Origin of the sequence: Streptomyces sp. DT190, assembly GCF_049846985.1 — a bacterium.
GTDB lineage: Bacteria > Actinomycetota > Actinomycetes > Streptomycetales > Streptomycetaceae > Streptomyces.
On the sequence record NZ_JBNCNM010000004.1, the window covers coordinates 76981 to 102637 of the forward strand.

A 25657-nucleotide genomic window follows, 5' to 3' on the forward strand; every position below is an offset into this window, starting at 1 on the left:
GTGTAATCGATTCCATCCATCCGTCGATGTAATCGATTCCACGGACCCGTGACGGGTTCCGTTTCCACAAGGAGGTGGAGCGGCGATGGCGAGCATCAAGGATGTCGCTGCCGAGGCGGGCGTGTCCGTCGCCACGGTATCGCGCGTCCTGAACGACCATCCGTCGGTCAGCGCCGACGCGCGTACCCGCGTGCTGGCCGCCGTCGAGACCCTGGGCTACCGCCCGAACGCCGTCGCCCGCTCCCTGCGCACCGACCAGACCCACACCCTCGGCCTGGTCATCAGCGACGTGCTGAACCCGTACTTCACCGAACTGGCCCGCTCCGTCGAGGAGGAGGCCCGCGCGCTCGGCTACAGCGTGATCATCGGCAACGCCGACGAGCGGCCCGACCTCCAGGACCACCACGTGCGCACCCTGCTGGACCGCCGGATCGACGGTCTGCTGGTCTCCCCCACGGACGGCGGCTCGCCGCTGATGCTGGACGCCGCCCGGGCCGGGACGCCCATGGTCTTCGTCGACCGGTGGATCCCGGGCGTGGACGTACCGGTCGTCCGGTCCGACGGGCGGGCGGCGGTGCGGGACCTGGTGGCGCACCTGCACCGGCTCGGGCACCGGCGGCTCGCGATCATCGCGGGCCCGGCGGCGACCACGACCGGCCGGGAGCGCGTGGAGGCCTTCCGGGAGGCGCTCGGCGCCTACGGGCTCCCACTGCCCGACACCTACATAGGACAGGGCGACTTCCAGGCGGAGAGCGGGCGCCGGGTCACCGAGGGCTTCCTCGACCTGGCCGAGCCGCCCGAGGTGGTGTTCGCGGCGGACAACCTGATGGCGCTCGGCGCCCTGGACGCCGTGCGGGCGCGTGGCCTGCGCGTGCCGGACGACCTCGCGCTGGCCGCGTTCGACGACATCCGGTGGTTCGTGCACACCGATCCGCCGATCACCGCGATCGCCCAGCCCACGGGCGAGCTGGGCCGGGCCGCCGTACGGGCCCTGGTCGACCGCATCGAGGGACGGCCCGGTAAGTCCGTCGCCCTCCCCGCCCGACTCGTCGTACGCCGCTCCTGCGGCGAGAACCCCGTAACGAACAGGAGCCAGTCGTGAGCAACGCGGACGAGTTGCTGCGCATCGAGGGCCTGCGGAAGACCTTCCCGGGCGTGGTCGCGCTGGACGGCGTCGACTTCGACCTGCGCCGGGGCGAGGTGCACGTGCTGCTCGGTGAGAACGGCGCGGGCAAGAGCACCCTCATCAAGATGCTTTCCGGCGCCTACACGCCCGACGCCGGCCGGATCCTGGTCGGCGGCGCGGAGACCCGCATCCAGAGCGCGCAGGACTCCGAACGGCTCGGGATCGCCACGATCTACCAGGAGTTCAACCTGGTACCCGATCTGACGGTCGCCGAGAACATCTTCCTCGGGCGGCAGCCCCGCCGCTTCGGGATGATCGACCGCAAGCGGATGGAGGCCGAGGCCGAGGTCCTGCTCAAGCGGGTCGGCGTGCACGTGTCCCCCCGGGCACGGGTCCGCGAACTCGGCATCGCGCGCCTGCAGATGGTCGAGATCGCCAAGGCGCTGAGCCTGGACGCGCGTGTGCTGATCATGGACGAGCCGACGGCCGTGCTCACCTCCGAGGAGGTCGAGAAGCTCTTCGCGATCGTGCGCACGCTGCGCGAGGACGGCGTCGGGGTCGTCTTCATCACCCACCACTTGGAGGAGATCTCCGCCCTGGGCGACCGGGTGACGGTCATCCGGGACGGGAAGAGCGTCGGGCAGGTACCCGCCTCCACCCCCGAGGACGAACTGGTCCGGCTCATGGTGGGGCGTTCGATCGAGCAGCAGTACCCGCGCGAGCGGCCCGCGAAGGGAGCCCCGTTGCTCACCGTCGAGGGGCTCACCCGGGACGGCGTCTTCCACGACGTCGGTTTCGAGGTGCACGCCGGCGAGGTCGTCGGCATCGCGGGACTGGTCGGGGCCGGGCGGACCGAGGTCGTCCGGGCGGTCTTCGGGGCCGACCCCTACGACCGGGGCAGCGTGAAGGTCTCCGGCTCGCCGGTCGCCAAGTACGACGTCAACGCGGCCATGAGCGCGGGCATCGGGCTGATCCCCGAGGACCGCAAGGGCCAGGGCCTGGTGCTGGACGCCTCGGTGGAGGAGAACCTCGGGCTGGTCACCCTGCGGTCGGCCACCCGGGCGGGACTCGTCGACCTCCGGGGTCAGCGCGAGGCCGCCGCGCGGATCGCCGAGCAGCTCGGTGTGCGGATGGCGGGCCTCGGCCAGCACGTGCGCACGCTCTCCGGCGGCAACCAGCAGAAGGTCGTCATCGGCAAGTGGCTGCTCGCCGACACCAAGGTGCTGATCCTCGACGAGCCGACGCGGGGCATCGACGTCGGCGCCAAGGTCGAGATCTACCAGCTCGTCAACGAACTCACCGCCGCCGGCGCGGCCGTCCTGATGATCTCCAGCGACCTTCCCGAGGTGCTCGGCATGAGCGACCGGGTGCTGGTGATGGCCCAGGGGCGGATCGCCGGTGAACTCTCCGCCGACGAGGCGACCCAGGACGCCGTGATGGCGCTCGCCGTCAGCACCCCCACCACCAGCACGACCGGAACGGAGGCCTCCCGTGGCCACTGACACGCTCAAGAGCACGACGGGCGCGCGGGGCGCCTCCGGGGGCCTGCGCCGCCTCCTGCTCGACAACGGCGCGCTCACCGCGCTCATCGTCCTCGTCATCGCCATGTCGGCGCTGTCCGGCGACTTCCTGACGACGGACAACCTCCTCAACGTCGGCGTACAGGCCGCCGTGACCGCCATCCTCGCCTTCGGCGTGACGTTCGTGATCGTCTCGGCGGGCATCGACCTGTCGGTCGGCTCGGTCGCCGCGCTGTCCGCCACGGTCCTCGCCTGGAGCGCCACCTCGGCGGGCGTCCCGGTCTTCCTCGCCGTCCTGCTGGCCATAGCCACGGGCATCGTCTGCGGCTTGGTCAACGGCGTCCTGATCTCCTACGGCAAGCTGCCGCCGTTCATCGCCACGCTCGCCATGCTGTCCGTGGCCCGCGGCCTGTCCCTGGTCATCTCCGAGGGCTCCCCGATCGCCTTCCCCGACTCGGTCTCCCACCTTGGCGACACCCTCGGCGGCTGGCTGCCGGTGCCCGTCCTGGTCATGGTCGTCATGGGCCTGATCGCCGCCTTCGTGCTGGGGCGGACCTACATCGGCCGCTCCATGTACGCCATCGGCGGCAACGAGGAGGCCGCGCGGCTGTCCGGGCTGCGCGTGAAGAAGCAGAAGCTCGCCATCTACGCCTTCTCCGGTGTCTTCGCCGCCGTCGCGGGTGTCGTACTGGCCGCCCGGCTCTCCTCCGCGCAGCCGCAGGCCGCCGACGGCTACGAGCTGGACGCCATCGCCGCGGTCGTCATCGGCGGCGCCTCCCTCGCGGGCGGCACCGGCAAGGCGTCCGGGACGCTCATCGGCGCGCTGATCCTGGCGGTGCTGCGCAACGGGCTGAACCTGCTGAACGTCTCGGCGTTCTGGCAGCAGGTCGTCATCGGTGTCGTCATCGCGCTGGCGGTGCTGCTCGACACCGCCCGCCGCAAGGCCGGGGTGAACCCGGCCGCGGGCGGCGCGGGCGGCGGCAGGGGCAAGCAGGCGACGACCTACGCGCTGGCCGCCGTGGTCACGGTCGCGATCGTCGGCGCCACGTCCTTCCTGCACAACGGCTCCTCCTCCACGGCCACCCCGAAGATGGGCCTGTCGCTGTCCACCCTCAACAACCCCTTCTTCGTGCAGATCCGGGCGGGTGCCCAGGCCGAGGCGAAGAGGCTGGGCATCGACCTGACCGTCACGGACGCCCAGAACGACGCCTCCCAGCAGGCCAACCAGCTGCAGAACTTCACCAGTTCGAACCTGGGCGCGATCATCGTCAACCCGGTGGACTCGGACGCGGCGAGCAACTCCGTGAAGGCCGCCGACCAGGCGGACATCCCGGTCATCGCCGTGGACCGCACGGTGAACGACGCCAGGACCGACACTCTGGTCGCCTCCGACAACGTCGCCGGCGGTGAACTGGCCGCGAAGACCATCGCGGACAAGCTGGGCGGCAAGGGCAAGATCGTGATCCTCCAGGGCCAGGCGGGCACGTCCGCGGCCCGGGAACGCGCCGCGGGCTTCGCCGAGGGACTCAAGGCCTACCCGGGCATCGACGTCGTCGCGCAGCAGCCCGCCGACTTCGACCGCACCAAGGGCCTCGACGTGATGTCGAACCTGCTGCAGGCCCACCCGGACGTCCAGGGCGTCATCGCGGCGAACGACGAGATGGCCCTCGGCGCGATCAAGGCGCTGGGTTCGAAGGCCGGCACGTCGGTCTCGGTCGTCGGCTTCGACGGCACGCCTGACGGTCTGAAGGCGGTCGAGGGCGGCACGCTGTACGCGTCGGTGGCGCAGCAGCCGTCCCAGCTGGGGAAGATCGCCGTGGACAACGCCCTGAAGGCGCTCCAGGGCAAGAAGGTGCAGGAGACGGTGAAGGTGCCGGTGAAGGTGGTCACGAAGGAGAACGTGGCCGGCTTCAGCGGCTGACATCGGGGAACGGCGGGCGGTCGCCCGGCTGGTGGGACCGCCCGTCCATGTCACTCACGTGGGGAGACGACGCATGAACGACTACGACCTCCTGGTCGTGGGGTCGGCCAACGCCGACCTGGTGATCGGAGTGGAGCGCCGGCCCGGTGCCGGCGAGACCGTGCTCGGCTCCGACCTGGCCGTCCACCCGGGCGGCAAGGGCGCGAACCAGGCGGTCGCCGCCGCCCGGCTCGGCGCCCGTACGGCCCTGCTGGCCCGGGTCGGCGACGACGACCACGGCCGGCTGCTGCTGGACTCGCAGCGGGAGGCCGGTGTCGACACGGTCGGTGTCCTGGTGGGCGGCGCGCCGACCGGGGTCGCGCTGATCACGGTCGACCCGTCCGGGGACAACAGCATCGTGGTCTCGCCGGGCGCGAACGGCCGGCTGACCCCGCAGGACGTGAGCGCCGCCGGGTGCCTGTTCCAGAGCTCCAGGGTGGTGTCGGCGCAGCTGGAGATCCCGCTGGAGACGGTGGAGGAGGTGGTGCGGAACCTGGCTCCGGGCAGCCGCTTCGTGCTCAACCCCTCGCCGCCGCGGCCGCTGCCGCCCGAGGTGCTGGCGGCCTGCGACCCGCTGATCGTGAACGAGCACGAGGCGAAGGTGATCCTGGGCGACTCGGCCGTCGGGGACTCCCCCGAGGACTGGGCGCGGATCCTGCTCGCGAAGGGCCCGCGCTCGGTTGTGGTGACGCTGGGCGGGCAGGGCGCGCTGGTCGCGTCGGCGGACGGGGTCGCGCGGGTGCCGTCCGTGAAGGTGGACGCCGTGGACACGACCGGAGCCGGGGACGCCTTCACGGCCGCGCTGGCCTGGCGGCTGGGGGCGGGGGAGTCCCTGGCCGAGGCCGCGGCGTACGCGGCGCGGGTCGGGGCGGTGACGGTGACCAGGGAGGGTGCGCAGGCGTCCTTCCCCACGGCGGCGGAGGTCGCCGCGCTGTGAAGAAGGCCGGAATACTCAACCGCCACCTCGCCGGTGCGCTGGCCGGGCTCGGGCACGGGGACGGGGTGCTGGTGTGCGACGCCGGCATGCCGATCCCCGACGGGCCGCAGGTGGTGGACCTGGCGTTCCGCGCCGGGGTGCCGGCGTTCGCCGAGGTGCTGGACGGGCTGCTCGCCGAGCTGGTGATCGAGGGGGCGACGGCGGCCGAGGAGGTGCGGCGCGCCAACCCGGAGGCGGCGGCGCTGCTGGACGGCTGCTTCCCCGCGCTGGAGTTCGTCCCGCACGAGCGGCTCAAGGAGCTGTCGGCAGGGGCCCGGCTGATCGTCCGTACGGGCGAGGCCCGGCCGTACGCCAACGTCCTGCTGCGCTGCGGCGTCTTCTTCTGACCCCCGGACGCCACCCCAAAACGGTTTCGAGGGGCCCGATCCGTCGATCGGGCCCCTCGGCTTTTCCCCTCCCGCCAGGTCCCCCGCGATCCCCCCGGATCCCCCTCCAGAAGTCCTGACACCCCATACGACCCGCGAGGGCGGGGAAGGGTTGCACGCGAGGACGAGAAATTCTCGCCGGGTTTTTCCGGCGGGGGCGCGGGCGGGGCCGGGGGGGCCGGGCAGGTGCCTCCTACGCCGAGTCGTTCAGGAGCCTGCTCAGGTGTTCGCGGCCGGGGGTGAGGATGTCCTGGAGTGGGGGTGCCTGTTCGTACCAGCGCTTTTCGTACTCCCAGCACAGCCAGCCGTCCCAGCCGTTGCGGGAGAGGATCTCCACGCATTCGGCCAGCGGGAGGACGCCCTCGCCCAGGGGCAGCGGTGTGGTGTCGTCGGGTGAGGCGATGTCCTTGACCTGGACGTAGCCGAGGTGCGGGGAGAGGGCCGCGTAGGACTCGGCGGGCTGTTCACCGCCGAGCCAGGTGTGCATGACGTCCCAGAGCGCGCCGACCTGGCGGTGGCCGACGAGTCCGAGGACGCGCATGGCGTCGGCGGCGGTGCGGTGGGAGTCGTGGGTCTCGAGGAGGATGCGGACCCCGAGGTCGTTCGCGTACTCGGCGGCCGTGCCCAGCCGGCGGGCGGCCGTCTCGTCGGCCTCCTCGGGGGTCTGGGTGTCGGGGTCGCCCCCGGGGAGGACGCGGACGTACGGGGCGCCCAGGTCGCGGGCCAGGTCGAGGAGGGCGCGGATCTCGGCCAGGACGGGCTCGTCGTCGCCGGGTGCGGCGACCCGCGCGTAGCCCGCGAGGCCGAGGAGCTCTACGCCCGAGCCCTTGAACTCGGCCGCCACCTCGGCCCGCCGGGCCGCGTCGAGGCCGGGGTGGACCGGTTCCTCGGGGTGGGTGCGCAGTTCGACACCGTGGTAGCCGTGGGTGGTCGCGAGCCTCAGCACGTCGGGCAGGGGCAGGCCGGGGACACCGAGGGTGGAGAACGCCAGCTTCATGTGGACGGACCCTACCCGGCACCCCCGGCGGCGACTCCCCTTCCGCACCCGGGTGTTGCGTGAAGATCCAGTCGCCAGTCCTGGCCGGTCAGGTCCTGTCCGAAGGAGCGGTGCGGTTTCTCGGCGACCAGCGTGAAGCCGTGGCGCAGGTAGATGCGGCGGGCCGCCGTGAGCACGTCGTTGGTCCACAGGACCACCTCGCGGTAGCCGGCCTCGCGGGCGAAGCCGACGACGGCTCCCACCAGGCGGTCGCCGATGCGCAGGCCGCGCGCGTCCGGCTCCACGAGCAGCAGGCGCAGGCGAGCCGCCCCGGGCGCGTCGTCCCGCACGCACATCACGCAGCCGACCGGCCGGCCGTCCAGTTCGGCGATCCAGATCCGCTCCCGGCGGGGGTCGTGGTTCCCGGCGTGGTCGGCGACGATCCTGGCGACCAGGGCCTCGTAGTCGGCGTTCCAGCCGTACTCGGCGGCGTACAGCGCGGCGTTGCGCTGCACGATCCAGCCGAGGTCGCCGGGGACGGGCCCGCGCAGCACGACGTCCTCGGGGCGCGGGGGCGGGCCGTCGCCGAGGATCCTCCGGACGGTCCGCATCGCCTCCGCCAGACGCGGCCGGTCCTGCGCCGGCACCGTGTCCAGCAGCGCCCCGACGGACTCCCGGGCCCGCTCGTCGAGCAGCGCGGCGGTCTCCCGGCCGCGCCCGGTGAGGCTGACGCGGCGGCGGCGCTGATCCGTCTGAGACGGCCCGCGCTCGACCAGCCCGTCCTCCTCGAACCTGTTCAGGATGCGGGTCAGGTACCCCGCGTCCAGGTGCAGGCGGGCCCGCAGGTCGGCGGTGTCCGTGGCCGCGTGGGCGAGCTCGTAGAGCACGCGGGACTCGGTGAGGGTGTAGGGGGCGTAGAGGTGGCGGCCGTAGTCGAGCGCGCCGATGACGTTCGTGTAGAAGCGGTTGAAGGAGCGGATGTCCTGGACGGTCATGGCCGCGGCCCCCGATCTTTGACTGAGTCAGAGATTCCGTGAGGGCGAGCCTAGACCGCACGAGGCGCTCGGACCAGCCCTCGAGGCGGGTACGCCGCCCCCTGGCAACCGGTCGCCCCTTCGGCCGAGGGACGTCCCGCGAGGTCTCCGTACCGGCCGGCGGCCACCGGCATAGGCGCGCATCACGTACCACTGCCGGGGAGATGAGCCGCGCAGGTAGAGGTGGCGGCCTCGTCCCACGGGGGGTGCGTACCCCTTGAGCGGGGCTCCGTTGGGGAGGGTCAGACACGCTTCCTCGACCGGCACGGCCTCGCCGTCCGTCAGGCGGCAGCGGTGCAGAAGGTCCGGTTGCCGGTCACCTCCCAGCATCGTGACGTGGTCACCGTGCACGGCCATGCCCCGGGGGGCGATCACGGGGGTGCTCCGCAGTCGGACGGCGCCGTCGGTCCGGGCCTCCAGCAGCGGGAAGCCGGGGTAGTAGTTCGCCCAGGCGACGCCGTCGTCGACGTTGAGGGCGTACACCGTGTCGATGTACTCGATGCCCCGCGGTGGCGCATACCCCCACAGGCGATGACCGCCGCTGTCCCAGCGCACCAGGCCCGCGGCGCTGATCGGATCGCAGTAGACGCCTTCGTCGAAGTAGGCACTCCACACGTGGTGCCGCCGGTCCGCCATCAGGTACTCGACCGCGCGACCCATCGCGAAGCCGCTGCGGCGGCGGCCGTCCCTTCCCAGGATCCGGGCGTTGCGGTCACCGCCGTCGCCGTACCCCTGCAGGACGAGCCGGCCGTTGGGGAGCGAGTCCAGTTGGGTCACCCGCAAGTCCAAGCCGGGCACGGCCCGTTCGCTGATCACGCCGCGGTCGTCGGTGACGAGGAGCGCGTCGTACGGAAAGGTGCGGGGCCGGGGGTGGGGACGGCCGAACGAACTGGGGCGGAGTTCGGCGTCGGGGCAGATCAGCCAGAGGCCCCGGCCCCAGGCGTCCACGGTGGTGGCCAGCACGCTCCCGGGGTCGTACTGACGAGGCAACAGTGCGTGGGGACGCAGTGCCACCTTCCTCAAGACATCACCTCACGGGCGACGGAACACGACTGCCTCACGATCGCATCGCGAACAGGTCCGCCGCGTTGTCGTGGCACACGGCCCGCAGCCACTCCTCCCCCAGGTCCAGCCGCTCCAGTGCCTGGAGTTGGTGCAGGTAGGGATAGGGGATGTTGGGGAAGTCGGAGCCGAGCAGGATGCGGTCGCCGAGGGCGGCGAAGCGAGGCAGGGCCCGGCGCGGGAACGGCATGAATCCCTCCGTGAAGTCGGTGAACGCCATGGTGGTGTCCAGCCGCACCTGGTCGTACCGCTCGGCGAGGTCGAGGAAATCCTCGTACTCGGGCATGCCCATGTGCGCGACGATCAGCCGGAGCCCGGGGTGCCGCGCCAGCACCCGGGCGACGGGTGCGGGGCCGGTGTGCCTGCCGGGCGCGGGCCCGGAGCCGCAGTGCATCACCACCGGGATCCCGGCCTCGGCCAGCACGCCCCAGGCGGGCCGGAGCAGTTCGTCGGCGGGGTCGTAGTCCCCGACCTGCACATGCGCCTTGAACACCCGCGCGCCCGCCTCGACGGCCTCGCGGACGTACGTCCCGACGCCCGGCTCGGGGAAGAGGGTGGCGGTGTGCAGGCAGTCGGGGGTGCGGCGGGCGAAGTCGGCCGCCCAGCCGTTCAGCCACGCCGCCATGCCGGGCTTGTGCGGGTAGAGCATCGAGGTGAAGGCCCGGACGCCGAACCGGCGCAGCAGGGCCGCCCGTTCCGACTCCGCCTTCCGGTACGTGATCGGCCACTGCAGTCCGCCGATCAGCGGCCCGTTGGTGTCGAAGTAGTCCCAGACCTTGCGCAGGACCCGCTCGGGCATGAAGTGCGTGTGCACGTCGATGAGACCGGGAAGGCCGAGCCGGCCCCAGAAGCGCCGGACGTCACCGGCTTCCCCGGAGCCGCCGGGTGCGCTGCGGCGGTCGTGCGCGCCGTCCTCCGTCGTGGTCATGCCCCTCCCCGTCCGACGCCTGCCGGCGCCTGTGCCCGTGCCCTGCCGGTGCCCGCGTGTGCGCCCGCGTCGGTCGGTTGCGTCACCGGCGCACGGCCCTCGCCCCAGGACCGTCTCACCCCAGGACCGTCTCACCCCAGGACCACCTCGGCCCAGGACCGCCTCACCGCGGGAAGCCGCACCGCCTCACGCGGACCGCGGCACCCCGGAGGACCCCCGCACCATCAACTCCCCCCGCACCGAGGCGATCCCCCCGGGCGGCGCCTCCTCGCGTCCCATCGCGATCCGGCCGGCCCGGGCCCCCGCCTCCGCCAGCGGCAGCCGCACCGTCGTCAGCGAAGGCACCGCGTCGATGCTGAACGGCAGGTCGTCGAAGCCCGCGACCGACACGTCCTCCGGAATCCGCCGCCCCGAGTCCCGCAGCGCCGCGCACGCGCCGAGCGCGACGGAGTCGTTCGCCGCGACGACCGCCGTCAGCGACGGGTCGCGCCGCAGCAGTTCGAGCGTCGCCTCGTAGCCGGAGCGTCGGTCGTAGCGTCCGTGCACCGTCCAGCGGGGGTCCTCCTCGATGCCGTGCGCGGCCAGCGCGGCGCGGTGGCCCTCCAGCCGGTGCCGGGTGGTGGTCCGCTCCTCGGGGCCCGCGATGTACCCGAGCCGCCGGTGGCCGAGCCCGATCAGGTGCTCGGTGAGTTCCTGCCCGCCCCCGCGGTTGTCGAAGGTCAGAGCGATGGCCCCGGTCTCCGGCGCCGGCGGGCGCCCGCACAGCACGACCCGCGTCCCGGCGTCCGTCAGTTTGCGCACCTTGGCGTCCATGGCCGCCCGGTGCGCCGCGTCCTCGATCGCCCCGCCGGTCAGCACCACGGCCGCGGCGCGCTGCCGCTGCAGCAGCGTGAGGTAGGTCAGCTCCCGTTCCGGGGAGCCGCCGGTGTTGCAGACCACCGCGAGACGCTCCCCGCCCGCGCGCCCGCCCGGCCCGCCGATCTCGGCCTGGATGGCGCTCGCCATGATCCCGAAGAAGGGGTCGGCGATGTCGTTCACCAGGATCCCGACCAGGTCGGAGGTGGCGGCGGCCAGGGCGCTGGCGGGCCCGTTGAGCACGTAGTCGAGCTCGTCGACCGCTTTCAGCACCCGTTCGCGGGTGGAGGCCGCCACGGGGTAGTTCCCGTTCAGCACGCGCGACACCGTCGCGGGCGAGACCTGCGCGCGGGCCGCCACGTCCGCCAGGGTCACCGTCATCTCGTCGTCCTCCGGTCGTGCATCTCGTCGTCCGCCCTCGTACACATCCAGAGCTGTGGCCGTGGTTCCGAGCAGACCTTAAGCCCCCGACCCCCCGTTGTTCGCCCCCTCGAACAACTCGTCCTGGTCACGGTCTTGTCCGGACCGCCGTCAGAGGCTAGCTTCTTCCTGTATAGAAAGCGCTTGCTGTCACGTTCACCAGTCCACGGGCGGATTCACCGGCTCACCGGTGACGGGTGGGGCGTACGCGGCGCGACGACCGCGTACGAGAGGAACGACGTGACACGCAAGACGGTGCGTATCGCCATGAACGGCGTGACCGGGCGCATGGGCTACCGCCAGCACCTGGTCCGCTCCATCCTCGCCCTCCGTGAGCAGGGCGGTCTCGACCTCGGCGACGGCACCGTGCTGTGGCCCGAGCCGATCCTGGTCGGCCGCCGCGAGCACGCGCTGCGCACCCTGGCCGAGCGGCACGGCCTCGAGCACGTCTCGACCGACCTGGACGCGGTCCTCGCGGACGAGACGGTGGACATCTACTTCGACGCCCAGGTCACCTCGGCCCGCGAGGAGGCCATCAAGAAGGCCGTCGCGGCCGGCAAGCACATCTACACCGAGAAGCCCACGGCGACCGGCCTGCAGGGCGCCCTCGACCTGGCCCGGCTGGCGAACGAGGCCGGCGTCAAGCACGGCGTCGTCCAGGACAAGCTGTTCCTGCCGGGTCTGCTGAAGCTGAAGCGGCTGATCGACGGCGGTTTCTTCGGCCGGATCCTGTCCGTGCGCGGCGAGTTCGGCTACTGGGTCTTCGAGGGCGACTGGCAGGCCGCGCAGCGCCCGTCCTGGAACTACCGGGCGGAGGACGGCGGCGGCATCGTCGTCGACATGTTCCCGCACTGGGAGTACGTGCTGCACGAGCTGTTCGGCCGGGTGAAGTCCGTCCAGGCCATCGCCACCACCCACGTCCCGCAGCGCTGGGACGAGAACGGCAAGCCCTACGACGCCACGGCCGACGACGCCGCCTACGGCATCTTCGAGCTGGAGGGCGGTGCGATCGCCCAGATCAACTCCTCCTGGGCCGTCCGCGTCAACCGCGACGAGCTGGTGGAGTTCCAGGTCGACGGCACCGAGGGCTCGGCGGTGGCCGGGCTGCGCAACTGCCGCGTCCAGCACCGCTCCGCCACCCCCAAGCCGGTGTGGAACCCGGACATCCCCGCCACGGAGGTCTTCCGCGACCAGTGGCAGGAGGTCCCAGACAACGCCGAGTTCGACAACGGCTTCAAGGCCCAGTGGGAGCTGTTCCTCCGGCACGTCTACGCCGACGCCCCCTACCACTGGGACCTGCTGGCCGGAGCCCGCGGTGTCCAGCTCGCCGAGCTGGGCCTGAGGTCCTCGGCCGAGGGCCGCCGCCTCGACGTGCCGGAGATCTCGCTGTGACCATCCGACTCCCGGGCCCGGGCGGGGCGCTGCGCACCTACGAGCCGCGCACCGAGCCCCTGGCCGTGACGACCGGCACGCCGTTCACCTCCCGTACGGTCTTCTCGGCGGCGCACGTGGTCGCCGACCCGTTCGCGGACGTCTCCCCCGACTCGCCCGCCGCCGTCGACTGGGACGCCACCCTCGCCTTCCGCCGCCACCTGTGGTCGCACGGTCTTGGCGTCGCCGAGGCCATGGACACCGCCCAGCGCGGCATGGGCCTGGACTGGGCGGGCGCGGCCGAGCTGATCCGCCGCTCGGCCGCCGAGGCGAAGTCGGTCGGCGGCCTGATCGCCTGCGGCGTGGGCACCGACCAGCTGCCGGTCACCGAGTTCGGCCACCCGTACGGCCTGGCGGAGATCCGGGCCGCCTACGAGGAGCAGCTCGCGCTCGTGGAGGAGTCGGGCGCGCAGGCGATCCTGATGGCCTCGCGGGCGCTGGCCGCGGTCGCCCGAGGGCCGGAGGACTACCTGGAGGGCTACGGGCACCTGCTGCGCCAGGCGTCCGAGCCGGTGATCCTGCACTGGCTGGGCCCGATGTTCGACCCGGCGCTGGAGGGCTACTGGGGGGCCACGGACCTGGACGCCGCCACCCGCACCTTCCTGGACGTCATCGCCGCGCACCCCGACAAGGTCGACGGCATCAAGGTCTCGCTGCTGGACGCCCAGCGGGAGATCGACATCCGGCGCCGCCTGCCGCGGGGCGTGCGCTGCTACACCGGGGACGACTTCAACTACCCCGAGCTGATCGCGGGCGACGACCAGGGCTTCAGCCACGCCCTGCTCGGCATCTTCGACCCGCTGGGCCCGCTGGCGGCCGAGGCGGTCCGGGTCCTGGACACCGGTGACGTACCGGGCTTCCGGGCCCTGCTCGACCCCACGGTCGGGCTGTCCCGGCACCTCTTCCGAACCCCGACCCGCTTCTACAAGACGGGCGTGGTGTTCCTGGCCTGGCTGGCCGGGCACCAGCGGCACTTCACGATGGTCGGCGGACTGCAGTCGGCCCGCTCGCTGCCGCACTTCACCACGGCGTACGAACGGGCCGACGGTCTCGGGCTGTTCCCGGACCCGAAGCTGGCGGAGGAGCGGATGAAGACGTTGCTGAGCGTGTACGGGGTGGACCAGTGAGCGCCTCCGGGCTGGACCGTTTCTCCATCAACCAGATGACGGTGAAGCAGCTGTCGCTGCCGGAACTGGTGGACACATGCGATGACCTGGGCGTCCGCCACGTGGGCCTGTGGCGTGAGCCGGTGCAGGCGCACGGCCTGGAGGCCACGGCGAAGCTCGTGCGGGACGCGGGCCTGACGGTGACGACGTTGTGCCGGGGCGGCTTCCTCACCGCGGTCGACCCGCGGGAGCGGGACGAGGCGCTGGCCGACAACCGCCGCGCGATCGAGGAGGCGGCGGCGCTCGGCACGGACACCCTGGTCCTGGTCTCGGGCGGGCTCCCGGCGGGTTCGAAGGACCTGCACGGGGCGCGCGAACGGATCGCGGACGCGCTGGCGGAACTGGGCCCGTACGCGCAGCGGCACGGCGTCCGCCTGGCGATCGAGCCGCTGCACCCGATGTACGCCGCCGACCGCTGTGTGGTCTCCACGCTCGCCCAGGCCCTGGACCTCGCGGAACGCTTCCCCGCGCAGCAGGTCGGCGTCACGGTCGACACGTACCACATCTGGTGGGACGACACCGCCCCCGCGCAGATCGCCCGCGCCGGCCGGGGCGGCCGCATCCACACCTTCCAGCTCGCCGACTGGACGACCCCCCTGCCCGAGGGCGTCCTCACCGGCCGCGGCCAGATCGGCGACGGCGCGATCGACATGCGGCAGTGGCTGGGGTACGTGGAGGACGCGGGCTACTCCGGGCCGATCGAAGTCGAGCTGTTCAACGCCGGGTTGTGGGCACGCGACGGGCGCGAGGTGCTGGCCGAGACGGCGGCGAGGTTCGTCGAGCACACCCGCTGATCCGCCGCCGGCCGCGGCGCCGTGGCGGACGGGGTGGTGCGGCGGGGCGGCACGGACGTCAGCGTCACCCCGCCCACCAGCAGGGCCGCCGCGCACCAGCGCAGCGGGCTCACCGGTTCGCCCAGGAACAGTGCCGCCGACGACATGCCGAAGACCGGGACGAGGAGGGAGAAGGGCGCGACCGTGGAGGCGGGGTGCCGGCGCAGGAGGAAGCCCCAGGCGCCGAAGCCGAAGACCGTGGTGATCCAGGCGACGTAGACGACCGTGCCCGCGCCCTGCCAGTCCAGGGCGCGCAGGGCCGCCAGATCGCGGGAGGGGCCTTCGAGGAGGAGGGACAGGGCCAGCAGGGGCAGGACCGGCACGGTGCTGACCCAGACCATGAAGTTCAGGGAGTCGGCGGGGGCCGCCTTGCGGGTGAGGACGTTCGACGCGCCCCAGCAGGCCGCGGCCGCGACGACCAGCGCGAAGGCGCCGAGCGGGCCCGAGGCGCCCTCGTCGACGGCCGCCACGGCGATGCCGGCCAGGGCCACCAGCATGCCCAGCAGGCGGACCCGGGACGGGCGTTCGCCGAGGACCAGGGCGGCGATGACCGCCGTGAAGACCGCCTGGATCTGCAGGACCAGGGAGGACAGGCCCGCCGGCATGCCGGCGTCCATGCCGACGAAGAGCAGACCGAACTTCGCCACGCCCAGCACGAGCCCGACGGACACGATCCACTTCCAGGCCACCTTCGGGCGGCCCACGAAGAACACCGCCGGGAGCGCCGCCGCGAGGAAGCGCAGGGCGGAGAAGAGCAGCGGCGGGAAGTGGTCCAGGCCGATCTCTATGACCGTGAAGTTGACGCCCCAGACGGCGGCGACCAGCACGGCGAGGACGAGGTGGGAGGGGCGCATGCCGTGAGCATCACCCCTGGGATCGTGAAGCACCAGCGATGATTCCTGCATGATGGGATGAAGCGTCGCTAATCAGAGGGAGGGCTCATGCTCGATCTGCAGCGGCTGCGTGCCCTGCACGCCGTCTCCGTGCACGGCACGGTCGGCGCCGCCGCCGTCGCGCTCGGGTACACGCCCTCCGCCGTGTCCCAGCAGATCGCCAAGCTGGAGCGGGAGACCCGGACCGTGCTGCTGGAGCGCGAGGGCCGGGGCGTCCGGCTCACCGACGAGGCGCGGCAACTGGCCGCGACCGCGCAGGAGTTGCTGGCCATCGTGGAGCGTGCCGAGACCGCGCTGGAGGAGCGGCGGGGGCTGCCGGCCGGGCGGCTGACCGTCGCCGCGTTCGCCTCGGCGGCGCGCGGGCTGATGCCGGGCGTCCTCGCCGAGCTGGGCCGCAGGCACCCCGCGCTGGACGCGCGGCTCAGTGAGGTCGACCCGCATCTGTCCGTCGACCTGGTGGTGAAGGGCGCCGTCGACCTGGCCGTCGCGCACGACTGGGACATCGCGCCGCTGCCCGCCCCGCCGGGCCTCGAACAGACGGTGATCGGGGACGACCTGTGCGACCTGCTCGTGCCCGAGGGGCATCCCTTCGCCGGGCGGGACGCCGTACGGCGGGAGGAGCTGGGCGGCGAGCGGTGGATCTGCCAGCCGCCGGGCCGGGTCTGCCACGACTGGCTGCTGCGCACGCTGCGCGCGGCCGGGCACGAGCCGGACATCGTCCACCAGGCCGACGAGAACCCCACCCTCGTCGCCCTCGTCGCGGCCGGGCTCGGCATCGCGCTCATCCCGCGGCTGGGCCGGGGGCCGCTCCCGGCGGGGGTGGTGGAGGTGGCCCTCGACCCGCTGCCGGTGCGGCGGCTGTACGCGCTGTGGCGCAAGGGCGCGGCCCGCCGGCCGGCCATCGCCGAGACCGTACGGGTCCTCGGCGAGCAGTGGCCGAAGGCCTCGGCCCACACACCCCGCTGACGTGGTGCCCACGGGGTGCGGCGGCAGGCGGCAGGCGGCAGGACGAGGCCAGCGGCGGGACGGGGCCGGGGCCGAGGTCGGGCCGGGGCCCCGGGGTTGGACTCGGGCCGGGATCCGGGGCGTCCCGCTGACGTTCCTTCGCCCCGGTCCGTCGCCCGGTGAGGTTCCCCCGGCCCTCGGCCGGGCCGCCGCGCCCGTCTCGCGAACGGCTTCGAAGCCGGCTCCCCCGCCCCGCGAACGGCTCCGAAGCCGGCTCCCCCGCCCCGCGCGCCCCTCCCGCCTCCCCCGTCCCGACTTGCCGAAATCGAGGGCGAGTCGGGAACCCGGACCGGACCCGGGGCGTCCAATCGCAGGCCGCCGGAGAGTCTCCACGGTGCGGTGTCGGCCCTCGCTGCTGGCTGCGATCGCTGACCACCCTCTCCGCCGTACCGGGGCCGGCGGCACCGCCGCCATCGGCGCGCCCCCCTCCAACCGCGCCGATGGCGGCCCCTCGTTGGTTACTGTGCATTCCCTTGACTGGCAGAAACTTCCCGGTTATTGGTGATCTCCTGGAAGTTTCCTTCAGCGGATCCCAGCGGATCACCTCCGGAAGGAGCGCACGTGCACGACACCGGCACGTCAAGCACGGGAAGCACCGCACAGCCCTCCAGACGCACCCTCCTCGCCGCCGGCGCCGGCCTCACCGCCGCCCTCGCGGCCACCGCGCCCGCCGCCGCGGCCGGTGCCCCCGACGACAGCGGGCTGCGTGCCCTCGTCTCCCGCATGACGCTGGAGGAGAAGGTCGGACAGCTCTTCGTGATGCGGGTCTACGGCCACTCCGCCACCGCACCCGACCAGGCCGACATCGACGCCAACCTCAAGGAGATCGGTGTCCGCACGGCCGCCGAGCTGGTCGAGAGGTACCGGGTCGGCGGCATCATCTACTTCGCCTGGGCGCACAACACGCGCGAGCCGCACCAGATCGCCGACCTGTCCGACGGCATCCAGCGGGCCTCCCTCGGTCTGCCGCGCGGCCTGCCGGTGCTCATCTCCACCGACCAGGAGCACGGCATCGTGGCCCGGGTGGGCCGGCCCGCCACGCTGTTCCCCGGCGCCATGGCCCTGGGGGCGGGCGGCTCGCGGCCGGACGCCCGGACGCTGGGCCGGATCGCGGGCGCCGAGCTGCGCGCGATGGGCATCCGGCAGAACTACTCCCCCGTCGCCGACGTGAACGTCAACCCGGCCAACCCGGTCATCGGCGTACGGTCCTTCGGCGCCGACCCGCGGGCCGTGTCCGCGCTGGTGGCGGCCGAGGTCGCCGGGTACCAGGGGTCCGGGGTCGCCGCCACCGCCAAGCACTTCCCCGGGCACGGGGACACCAACGTCGACAGCCACACCGGCTTCCCCACCATCACGCACAGCCGCGAGCTGTGGGAGAAGCTGGACGCCCCGCCCTTCCGGGCCGCCATCGCCGCCGGGATCGACTCGATCATGACGGCGCACCTGATGGTCCCGGCCCTGGACGGTTCCGGCGACCCGGCCACCCTGTCCCGGCCGATCCTCACCGGCATCCTCCGCGAGCACCTCGGCTACGACGGTGTCGTCGTCACCGACTCCCTCGGCATGGAGGGCGTCCGCACCAAGTACGGCGACGACCGGGTGCCGGTGCTCGCGCTCAAGGCGGGCGTGGACCAGCTGCTCAACCCGCCCGACCTGGACCTCGCCTGGAACGCCGTGCTGGCCGCCGTACGGGACGGCGAGCTCACCGAGGCACGGCTCGACGCATCGGTTCTGCGGATCCTGCGGCTCAAGGCGAGGCTGGGGCTGTTCCGTTCGCCGTACGTCGGTCAGGCCGGTGTGGAGCGGACCGTCGGGACCCGGGCGCACCTGAAGGCGGCCGACCGGATCGCCGAGCGGACCACCACCCTGCTCGTCAACGAGGGAAGGCTGCTGCCGCTGTCCCGGCGCCGGCACCCGAGGGTGCTGGTGGTGGGCGCGGATCCGGCCTCCCCCTCCGGGACGACCGGTCCCCCCACGGGCGTCCTGGCGGGCGCGCTGTCGGAGCTGGGCTTCACGGCCACCGCCCTGTCGACCGGCACCGCCCCCTCCGCTGCGACGATCGCGAAGGCGGTCGCGGCGGCCGCGGACGTGGACGCGGTGGTGGCCGCCACCTACAACGTCACCGCGGGCAGCAGCCAGAGGACGCTCGTCGAGCAGCTCGTGGCGACCGGCAGGCCGGTCGTGGCGGTCGCGATCCGCAACCCCTACGACGTGGCCCGGCTGCCGTCCGTGCCGGCCTTCCTGGCCGCCTGGTCCTGGACCGACGTCGAACTGCGGGCCGCCGCGCGGGTGATCGCGGGACGGGTGAAGCCGCGCGGGCGGCTGCCGGTGGCCGTGCAGCGGGCGGATGATCCGGAGCAGGTGCTGTACCCGATCGGGTACGGGCTGACGTACTAGACGTACGTCATGGAACGGGCGCACCACCCCCAACGTGCGCAAACCGACCCATGTGCCTGGCGTGGGCCCGCCCGGGCGGGTCACGCTGGGCCGGAGTACTCGGGGGGTCGGCGATGCGTGAGAGAAGTGCGGCGGGGGTGGTGTGGGGGCTGCTGGTGCTGCTCGGAGCGCTGCTGACCGGGTGCCAGAGCCCGTCGGGCGGCGCGGCGGAGGACGGCCGGCTGGGCGGGCCGGCCTCCGGGACCGGCCGGACCTCCACGGTGCCGCCGGCGCCGACGCGGCCGTCCGGTTACGGGGCGGTGTTCCTCGCGGTCGGCGAGTGCAGCTCCTTCGGGACGACCAGCTTCACCGAGGTGCCGTGCACGGGGGAACGGGCGGCGGCCCGGGTCGTGACGCGGCACGACGGCACCGTCCGGGACGGTCCGCGCTGCCCGGCGACCACGGACTTCGTGCTGCACATCAGCGAACAGCGGCCCTCCTCCGACGAGGACGGCGACGGGGCGGTGCCGCAGGGCTACGCCTGCATGCGCAACCTCCAGCCCCCGCACCCCGGCGACCCGGGCGGCGGGGGCGGACCGCGCACCGTCGTCGGCGACTGCGTCTACCGCCTCGGCGGCGGGCAGGTCCGCGAGACGGCGTGCGACGGCACGGGTGAGCGGAAGCCCGAGTACAAGGTGGTACGGGCGGCCGTGAAACGCTCCGGCTGCCCTGACACGACCGCACTGTACGTACGACTCGGCGGGGACCGGCCCGTGGGGTGCGCCCGGCCGTGGTGAGCACACAGCCAGCTCATCGACCGGCAAGTGCCGACCGCCCTCCGTCCGGTGGGACGGAGGGCGGTCGGGTCCGGTGGCGGGTGGTTACGGGCGGAGCGTCATCTCCCGCTGCATGTCCCGCTTGTCGAGCTTGGCGTCGAACTTCGCCAGCGGCTTGGCCGCCTGCGGGTCGGCCTGCACCGCGCTCGGGGCGACGCCGGCCCACTCGAGGATGCGGGCGGTGGCGAGCGCCTTCTGCTCGGGCACGAGGCCCGCGACGTTGGCGCCGTGGTTCATGCCCGGGGCGGTGAAGACGTAGGAGTCCTTCGCGCCCTTGCCGAGGCGGAACGGTTCCGCGCTCCACGGGTCGTTCTGGCCGTTGACGAACAGCATCTGGCGCGCGTTGTGCCGCACCCAGGTGTCGACGTCACGCATCGCCTGCGGCTGGAACCGCATGGGGATGTCCCGCGGGACGAAGTTGCGCGGCGGCTGGTAGCCGTAGCGGATGTACTGCTTCTCGATGTGCGGGAAGTGGATCGTCGGCGCGCCGAGCTGCGTGCCCGCCTGGTAGTAGTACGGCGTGTAGTTCGACAGGCCCTGGTCGGCGTAGGCGGAGAAGCCGGAGATGGTGTCGACGGAGGTCCAGATCTCGTCGTCGGTGGCGTTCTTCGCGTCGGCCGGGATCTGCTCGCAGTCGGACAGCCCGCTGTACTGCCAGAAGCCCCACACGTAGTCCAGGACGGTCGCCTCGTAGGCCTTGTCCAGGCTGCCGATGGTGGTGAAGGTGAGGCCGTTCTCCGCGGCGAAGGCGGCGTACTTCTTCTCCAGCGGCTCCCGGCGTACCAGCGCCTCGCGCTGCACCCCGTTCAGCCGGTCCCGGCACTCCTCGGTGCCGACGGTGGCGAAGAAGCGGTCGTAGGCCGAGTCCTCCTTGTTGACGACGTCGTTGGGGGCGACGTAGGCGACCACGCCGTCCATGTCGCGGGGGTAGAAGCGCTCGTAGTAGGTGGCGGTCATGCCGCCCTTCGAGCCGCCCGTGGAGAGCCACTTCTTGCCGTAGATGCCCTTCAGGGCCGTGAAGACGCGGTGCTGGTCGCTGGCGGCCTGCCAGATGTCCAGCTTGGTCCAGTCGGCCGGCTGGGGCCGGGACGGGGTGAAGAAGCGGTACTCCAGGGAGACCTGGTTGCCGTCCACGATCTGCGTGGGCTCGCTGCGGCGGGGCGTCGTGGAGACGTTGTAGCCGCTGGTGAAGAACACCGTCGGGCGCGCGACGTCCTTGTGCAGCACGGTGATGCGCTGCTGGAACGTGCCCTTGGACGGCTTGCGGTGGTCGATCGGCTGCGTGTAGTTCAGGACGAAGAAGCGGTAACCCGCGTACGGCTTCTCCTCGACCAGGCTCAGGCCCGGTACGGAGAGCAGTCTCTCCTTGATGTCAGCGGTGCCGGCCTCCGGCTCGGCGGCGGTGGCCGCCCCGGCCGTGCTCAACGTGCCTATGAGCACCGTGAGCGCCAGCAGCCATCTGAGCGCCTTGCGCATGCGCACTCCCCTGTGAGACAGATGTGCGCCGGAAGCTAGCGGACCAACTCACCCGAGCACCAGGGGACATAGGGAAAACCCTGTGTCAGCACAGGATCCAGCCGGAGCTGTAGCGCCCCGCTCCCACCCGGCCCTTGAGCCAGACGCAGCGGCGTCCGGCGTGCACGGTCACCGGGCCCGCGTGGTGGGCGTACCGGCCCTGGTCGACGACCGGCCGGTTGCCGCGCGCCTGCACGCTCACCGACATCGTGCGCTTCACGCCGGGCCGTTCGGCGAGGGTCACGGCGCAGACGTAGCCGCCGCGCTTGTAGACGAGCACGGTGCCGGTGGAGAACGGCAGGGTGCGGACCTTGCGGCCGGGGCAGTACGCGGAGGCGGCGGCCTGCGCCTCGCCCGGGGCCGCGACCGCGAGGAGTCCGGAGGCGGTCAGCACGGCCAGGCCGAGCGCGAGCCGCCGCCGTATCGCTCCACTGTCCACTGTCCGTCCTCCCGTACCGCGTCGTCCGCGACCATCGGCGTACGGCTGTACGGACGCATGACGTATGTCGGATGGTTGCACGGGCGTTACGGAAGCGCTGTGCGTGACGCTCAACGGGGCACGCCGACCGGCTCCTCCGGCTCGGCGCCGATGAACGTCCGCCACAGCTCGGCGTACCGGCCGCCGCGCGCGAGGAGTTCCTCGTGCGTGCCGTCCTCGGCGACCCGGCCGTGGTCCATGACGACGACCCGGTCGGCGCGGGCGGCGGTGGTGAGCCGGTGGGCGACGACCAGGGTGGTGCGGCGTCCGGCGAGCCGGTCGGTGGCCTGGTTGACCTGGGCCTCCGTGGCCAGGTCGAGGGCGGCCGTGGCCTCGTCGAGCAGCAGCACGTCCGGGTCGACCAGCTCGGCCCGGGCCAGGGCGATCAGCTGGCGCTGCCCGGCGGAGAGGTTGCGGCCGCGCTCGGCGACCTCGTGCAGGTAGCCGCCCTCCAGCGTGGCGATCATGTCGTGCGCGCCGACGGCACGGGCCGCGGCCTCCACCTCGGCGTCGGTGGCCTCGGGACGGCCGTAGGCGATGGCGTCGCGGACGGTGCCCTGGAAGAGGTACGCCTCCTGCGGGACGACCCCCAGACGGTGCCGGTACGAGGTGAGGTCCAGGGTCCGCAGGTCGGCGCCGTCGACGGTGACCCGGCCGCCGGTCGGGTCGTAGAAGCGGGCGACGAGCTTGACGAGGGTCGACTTGCCCGCGCCGGTCTCGCCGACGAACGCGACGGTCTGCCCGGCCGGGATGCGCAGGTCGACGCCGCCGAGCGCCTCCTCATCCTCGCCGTACGCGAAGTGCACGTTTTCGAAGGCGATCTCGCCCCGCAGGGACAGCACCTCGCGCGGTTCGTCGGCGGACTTCGTCGACGTCGGCTCCCGCAGCAGCTCCTGGATGCGGCCCAGCGAGACGGACGCCTGCTGGTAGCCGTCGAAGACCTGGGAGAGCTGCTGCACGGGCGCGAAGAACAGGTCGATGTAGAGCAGGTACGCCACCAGGGAGCCGATCGCCAGCGTGCCGTCGTCGACCCGGGCGCCGCCCACGACCAGCACGGCGGCTGCCGCCACCGACGACAGGAACTGCACGAACGGGAAGTACACGGAGATCAGCCACTGGCCGCGGATACGGGCCTGCCGGTAGCTGTCGCTGTGCTCGGCGAACCGCAGGCCGCCGTCCCGCTCACGCCGGAAGGCCTGCACGATCCGCAGCCCCGACACCGACTCCTGCAGGTCGGCGTTGACCACCGACACGCGCTCGCGGGCCAGTTCGTAGGCCTTCACGCTGGCCCGGCGGAAGAAGTACGTGGCGAGGATCAGCGGCGGCAGCGTCGCGAAGACGACCAGCGCCAGCTCCAGGTCGATCACCAGCAGGGCGCCCATGATGCCGAAGAAGGTGACGACCGAGACGAACGCGGTGACCAGGCCCGTCTGCAGGAACGTCGACAGCGCGTCGACGTCGGTCGTCATCCGGGTCATGATCCGGCCGGTCAGCTCCCGCTCGTAGTAGTCGAGCCCGAGGCGCTGGAGCTGGGCGAAGATCTTCAGCCGCAGGGCGTACAGCACCCGCTCACCGGTCCGTCCGGTCATGCGGGTCTCGCCGATCTGGGCCGCCCACTGCACGGCCACCGTCAGCAGCGCGAGCAGCGCCGCCGCCCACACCGCGCCGAGCGAGGCCTGCGTGACGCCCGAGTCGATGCCGTGCCGGATCAGCACCGGCAGCAGCAGGCCCATGCCCGCGTCGGTGGCGACCAGGGCGAGGCTGACCAGCAGCGGCAGCCCGAAGCCGCCCAGCAGTCGGCGCAGGCCGTAGGACTCCTCCGGCCGGACGGCCCGGGACTCGTCGACGTCCGGCACGTCGGTGGCCGGGGGCAGCGCCTCGACCTGGGCGAGCAGCTCGGGGGTGGCGGGGCTCTCGGCGAGGGCGGGGTCCTTGCGCTCGCGGTCGCCGGTCCACAGCCGCGGGGTGACTCCGCGCTCGGCGTCGAACTCGGCGTCCAGCTCGTCCCGTACGGAGGTGTCCTCCTCGGGGCAGGCGGGCGGGGTGTGGCCCGGGGAGACCGCGCCCAGCTCGTCGGGGTCGGTGAGCAAGCGCCGGTAGAGCGCCGAGCGCTCCTGGAGTTCGTCGTGGGTGCCGATGTCGGCGAGCCGGCCGCCGTCCAGCACGGCGATGCGGTCGGCGAGGTTCAGGGTGGAGCGGCGGTGGGCGATCAGCAGGGTCGTGCGGCCGCGCATGACGCCCTTGAGCGCCTCGTGGATCTCGTGCTCCACGCGGGCGTCCACGGCGGAGGTGGCGTCGTCCAGGACGAGCAGGCGCGGATCGCTGAGGATGGCGCGGGCCAGGGCGACGCGCTGGCGCTGGCCGCCGGAGAGGGTGAGACCGTGCTCACCGACGGTGGTGTCGTAGCCGTCGGGCAGTTCGGCGATGAACCGGTCCGCCTGGGCCGCGCGGGCGGCCTTCTCGATCTGCTCCTGCGTGGCGTCGGGGCGGCCGTAGGCGATGTTGTTGCGGACGGTGTCGGAGAAGAGGAACGAGTCCTCCGGGACCAGCCCGATCGCGGACCGCAGCGACTCCAGGGACAGCTCGCGCACGTCGTGCCCGCCGACCAGGACGGCACCGCGGCTGACGTCGTAGAAGCGCGGCAGGAGCAGGGAGACGGTGGACTTGCCGGAGCCGGAGGAGCCGACGACGGCCAGGGTCTCGCCGGGGCGGATGTCGAAGGAGAGGCCGTCGAGGACCGGGCGGCCGGGCTCGTAGCCGAAGGAGACGTCGTCGAACTCGACGGTCGCGGGGGCGTCGGCGGGCAGTTCCTTGGTGCCGTCGGCCAGCGACGGCTCGGTGTCGATCAGCTCCAGGACGCGCTCGGTGCCGGCGCGGGCCTGCTGGCCGACCGTGAGCACCATGGCGAGCATGCGGACCGGGCCGACCAGCTGCGCGAGGTAGGTGGAGAAGGCGACGAACGTGCCGAGCGTGATGTGCCCGCGCACCGCCAGCCAGCCGCCGAGGGCCAGCATCGCGACCTGGCCGAGGGCGGGGACGGCCTGCAGGGCCGGGGTGTAGACGGAGTTCAGGCGGATGGTGCGCAGCCGGCCCGCGAAGAGCCTGCGGCTGACGTCCCGGAGCTTGCCGGTCTCCTGGTCCTCCTGCCCGAAGCCCTTCACCACGCGCACACCGCTGACGGCGCCGTCGACCACGCCCGCGACGGCGGCGGCCTGGGCCTGGGCGTACCAGGTGGAGGGGTGCAGCCGGGTGCGGCTGCGCCGGGCGATCCACCACAGGGCGGGCGCCACGGCCAGGGCGACCAGGGTGAGCGGCACGGACAGCCACGCCATGATCACCAGGGAGATCAGGAAGAGCATGAAGTTCCCGATGGTCATCGGGAGCATGAAGAGCAGGCCCTGGATCAGCTGCAGGTCGCTGGTGGCGCGGCCGATGACCTGGCCGGTGGACAGCTCGTCCTGGCGGCGGCCGTCGAGCCGGGTGATCGTGCCGAACATCTCCGTCCGCAGGTCGTGCTGGACGTCGAGGGCGAGGCGGCCGCCGTAGTAGCGGCGGACGTAGGTGAGGACGTAGACGATCAGGGCGGCGCCGATGAGCAGCCCGGCCCAGGTTTCCATGTCCCTCGTGTGGTCGGTGATGACGTCGTCGATGATCACCTTGGTGACCAGCGGGACGAGGGCCATCACGGCCATGCCGGCGAGGGAGGAGCCGAGAGCGAGTACGACGTCCTTGGGGTGGCGCCACGCATAGGCCCACAGTCGTCGTGCCCATCCCCGTTTCGGTGTCACGCCGGTGCCTTCCAGTCGTCCTGTTCTGCCGGAAGGCACCAACGCGCCGGGCAGCGGATTTCATCCCGCGCCGGCCCGTTCCCGACCTCCGAC

At 72.7% G+C, this 25657-nt stretch carries 20 protein-coding genes; 11 read left to right on the plus strand and 9 right to left on the minus strand.

The genetic code is table 11. The annotated features are described in order from the left end of the window. The first annotated feature begins 85 nt into the window (after positions 1-85). The 5 genes from ACPXCS_RS10050 (at position 86) to rbsD (ending at position 5929) form a co-directional block, all read left to right on the plus strand. On the plus strand, positions 86-1102 hold the full coding sequence (locus tag ACPXCS_RS10050) for a LacI family DNA-binding transcriptional regulator (RefSeq protein WP_425947229.1): 1017 nt from the start codon (positions 86-88) through the stop codon (positions 1100-1102). Next, positions 1099-2628 (plus strand): sugar ABC transporter ATP-binding protein, encoded by a 1530-nt coding sequence (locus ACPXCS_RS10055; RefSeq protein ID WP_425947231.1) that lies wholly within the window; start codon positions 1099-1101, stop codon positions 2626-2628. Before ACPXCS_RS10050 ends, ACPXCS_RS10055 begins: the two co-directional genes overlap by 4 nt. Further along, positions 2618-4567 carry a substrate-binding domain-containing protein gene (locus ACPXCS_RS10060; RefSeq protein WP_425947233.1) on the plus strand — a complete coding sequence of 650 codons (1950 nt, stop codon included), beginning with the start codon at positions 2618-2620 and terminating at the stop codon, positions 4565-4567. Before ACPXCS_RS10055 ends, ACPXCS_RS10060 begins: the two co-directional genes overlap by 11 nt. Before the next feature lie 73 nt (positions 4568-4640). Then, the gene (locus ACPXCS_RS10065) at positions 4641-5543 is read left to right on the plus strand and encodes a ribokinase (RefSeq protein ID WP_425947234.1); all 903 of its coding nucleotides are present in this window, start codon (positions 4641-4643) and stop codon (positions 5541-5543) included. Beyond that, complete coding sequence (gene rbsD / locus ACPXCS_RS10070) at positions 5540-5929, plus strand: D-ribose pyranase (RefSeq protein WP_425947235.1); 390 nt, start codon at positions 5540-5542, stop codon at positions 5927-5929. The genes ACPXCS_RS10065 and rbsD overlap by 4 nt, the downstream gene beginning before the upstream one ends. Positions 5930-6161: 232 nt before the next feature. Here rbsD and ACPXCS_RS10075 read toward each other — a convergent pair whose 3' ends face one another. From ACPXCS_RS10075 to ACPXCS_RS10095, 5 genes are all read right to left on the minus strand, one after another. Beyond that, positions 6162-6965, minus strand: a complete 804-nt coding sequence (locus tag ACPXCS_RS10075) for a sugar phosphate isomerase/epimerase family protein (protein ID WP_425947236.1) — start codon at positions 6963-6965, stop codon at positions 6162-6164. Positions 6966-6976: 11 nt separating this feature from the next. Beyond that, positions 6977-7939, minus strand: coding sequence for a bifunctional helix-turn-helix transcriptional regulator/GNAT family N-acetyltransferase (locus ACPXCS_RS10080; protein WP_425947238.1), 963 nt, complete (start codon positions 7937-7939; stop codon positions 6977-6979). Positions 7940-7966: 27 nt separating this feature from the next. After that, a complete protein-coding gene (locus ACPXCS_RS10085; RefSeq protein WP_425970937.1) occupies positions 7967-8941 on the minus strand; it encodes a hypothetical protein in 975 nt (324 codons plus the stop codon). A 94-nt stretch (positions 8942-9035) separates the two neighbouring features. After that, a complete protein-coding gene (locus ACPXCS_RS10090) occupies positions 9036-9968 on the minus strand; it encodes an amidohydrolase family protein (protein ID WP_425947240.1) in 933 nt (310 codons plus the stop codon). Positions 9969-10154: 186 nt separating this feature from the next. Further along, positions 10155-11204 (minus strand): LacI family DNA-binding transcriptional regulator, encoded by a 1050-nt coding sequence (locus tag ACPXCS_RS10095; protein ID WP_425947242.1) that lies wholly within the window; start codon positions 11202-11204, stop codon positions 10155-10157. Between the two features lie 279 nt (positions 11205-11483). Between ACPXCS_RS10095 and ACPXCS_RS10100 the strand changes: the two genes are divergently transcribed. The 3 genes from ACPXCS_RS10100 to ACPXCS_RS10110 are packed head-to-tail and all read left to right on the plus strand — an operon-like array spanning position 11484 to position 14634. Continuing rightward, positions 11484-12635, plus strand: a complete 1152-nt coding sequence (locus ACPXCS_RS10100; RefSeq protein ID WP_425947243.1) for a Gfo/Idh/MocA family protein — start codon at positions 11484-11486, stop codon at positions 12633-12635. After that, positions 12632-13801 carry a dihydrodipicolinate synthase family protein gene (locus tag ACPXCS_RS10105; protein WP_425970939.1) on the plus strand — a complete coding sequence of 390 codons (1170 nt, stop codon included), beginning with the start codon at positions 12632-12634 and terminating at the stop codon, positions 13799-13801. Before ACPXCS_RS10100 ends, ACPXCS_RS10105 begins: the two co-directional genes overlap by 4 nt. A gap of 35 nt (positions 13802-13836) precedes the next feature. Then, the gene (locus ACPXCS_RS10110; protein WP_425947574.1) at positions 13837-14634 is read left to right on the plus strand and encodes a sugar phosphate isomerase/epimerase family protein; all 798 of its coding nucleotides are present in this window, start codon (positions 13837-13839) and stop codon (positions 14632-14634) included. Here the strand turns inward: ACPXCS_RS10110 and ACPXCS_RS10115 are convergent. Further along, the gene (locus tag ACPXCS_RS10115) at positions 14526-15527 is read right to left on the minus strand and encodes an EamA family transporter (RefSeq protein ID WP_425947246.1); all 1002 of its coding nucleotides are present in this window, start codon (positions 15525-15527) and stop codon (positions 14526-14528) included. The two genes, ACPXCS_RS10110 and ACPXCS_RS10115, sit on opposite strands and share 109 nt — an antisense overlap. A gap of 87 nt (positions 15528-15614) precedes the next feature. On the opposite strand from ACPXCS_RS10115, the gene ACPXCS_RS10120 reads away from it, so the two are divergent. From ACPXCS_RS10120 to ACPXCS_RS10130, 3 genes are all read left to right on the plus strand, one after another. Next, positions 15615-16532, plus strand: coding sequence for a LysR family transcriptional regulator (locus ACPXCS_RS10120; protein WP_425947248.1), 918 nt, complete (start codon positions 15615-15617; stop codon positions 16530-16532). Positions 16533-17132: 600 nt separating this feature from the next. Further along, on the plus strand, positions 17133-18968 hold the full coding sequence (locus ACPXCS_RS10125; RefSeq protein ID WP_425947249.1) for a glycoside hydrolase family 3 protein: 1836 nt from the start codon (positions 17133-17135) through the stop codon (positions 18966-18968). Positions 18969-19081: 113 nt separating this feature from the next. Continuing rightward, a complete protein-coding gene (locus ACPXCS_RS10130) occupies positions 19082-19744 on the plus strand; it encodes a hypothetical protein (RefSeq protein ID WP_425947251.1) in 663 nt (220 codons plus the stop codon). An 84-nt stretch (positions 19745-19828) separates the two neighbouring features. Here ACPXCS_RS10130 and ACPXCS_RS10135 read toward each other — a convergent pair whose 3' ends face one another. From ACPXCS_RS10135 to ACPXCS_RS10145, 3 genes are all read right to left on the minus strand, one after another. Continuing rightward, positions 19829-21259, minus strand: coding sequence for a S28 family serine protease (locus tag ACPXCS_RS10135; RefSeq protein ID WP_425947252.1), 1431 nt, complete (start codon positions 21257-21259; stop codon positions 19829-19831). An 85-nt stretch (positions 21260-21344) separates the two neighbouring features. Further along, a complete protein-coding gene (locus tag ACPXCS_RS10140; RefSeq protein ID WP_425947254.1) occupies positions 21345-21737 on the minus strand; it encodes a hypothetical protein in 393 nt (130 codons plus the stop codon). 110 nt (positions 21738-21847) lie between these two features. Next, entirely contained in the window at positions 21848-25564 is a 3717-nt protein-coding gene (locus ACPXCS_RS10145) for an ABC transporter ATP-binding protein (RefSeq protein ID WP_425947256.1), read from the minus strand. Positions 25565-25657: the final 93 nt, after the last annotated feature.

Bases quoted from the DNA above. Each gene is read 5' to 3' on its own strand.
- ACPXCS_RS10050 (WP_425947229.1), top strand. From the start codon at position 86: ATGGCGAGCATCAAGGATGTCGCTGCCGAGGCGGGCGTGTCCGTCGCC.
- ACPXCS_RS10065 (WP_425947234.1), top strand. From the start codon at position 4,641: ATGAACGACTACGACCTCCTGGTCGTGGGGTCGGCCAACGCCGACCTG.
- ACPXCS_RS10075 (WP_425947236.1), bottom strand. From the start codon at position 6,965: ATGAAGCTGGCGTTCTCCACCCTCGGTGTCCCCGGCCTGCCCCTGCCC.
- ACPXCS_RS10080 (WP_425947238.1), bottom strand. From the start codon at position 7,939: ATGACCGTCCAGGACATCCGCTCCTTCAACCGCTTCTACACGAACGTC.
- ACPXCS_RS10090 (WP_425947240.1), bottom strand. From the start codon at position 9,968: ATGACCACGACGGAGGACGGCGCGCACGACCGCCGCAGCGCACCCGGC.
- ACPXCS_RS10095 (WP_425947242.1), bottom strand. From the start codon at position 11,204: ATGACGGTGACCCTGGCGGACGTGGCGGCCCGCGCGCAGGTCTCGCCC.
- ACPXCS_RS10110 (WP_425947574.1), top strand. From the start codon at position 13,837: ATGACGGTGAAGCAGCTGTCGCTGCCGGAACTGGTGGACACATGCGAT.
- ACPXCS_RS10115 (WP_425947246.1), bottom strand. From the start codon at position 15,527: ATGCGCCCCTCCCACCTCGTCCTCGCCGTGCTGGTCGCCGCCGTCTGG.
- ACPXCS_RS10120 (WP_425947248.1), top strand. From the start codon at position 15,615: ATGCTCGATCTGCAGCGGCTGCGTGCCCTGCACGCCGTCTCCGTGCAC.
- ACPXCS_RS10130 (WP_425947251.1), top strand. From the start codon at position 19,082: ATGCGTGAGAGAAGTGCGGCGGGGGTGGTGTGGGGGCTGCTGGTGCTG.
- ACPXCS_RS10135 (WP_425947252.1), bottom strand. From the start codon at position 21,259: ATGCGCAAGGCGCTCAGATGGCTGCTGGCGCTCACGGTGCTCATAGGC.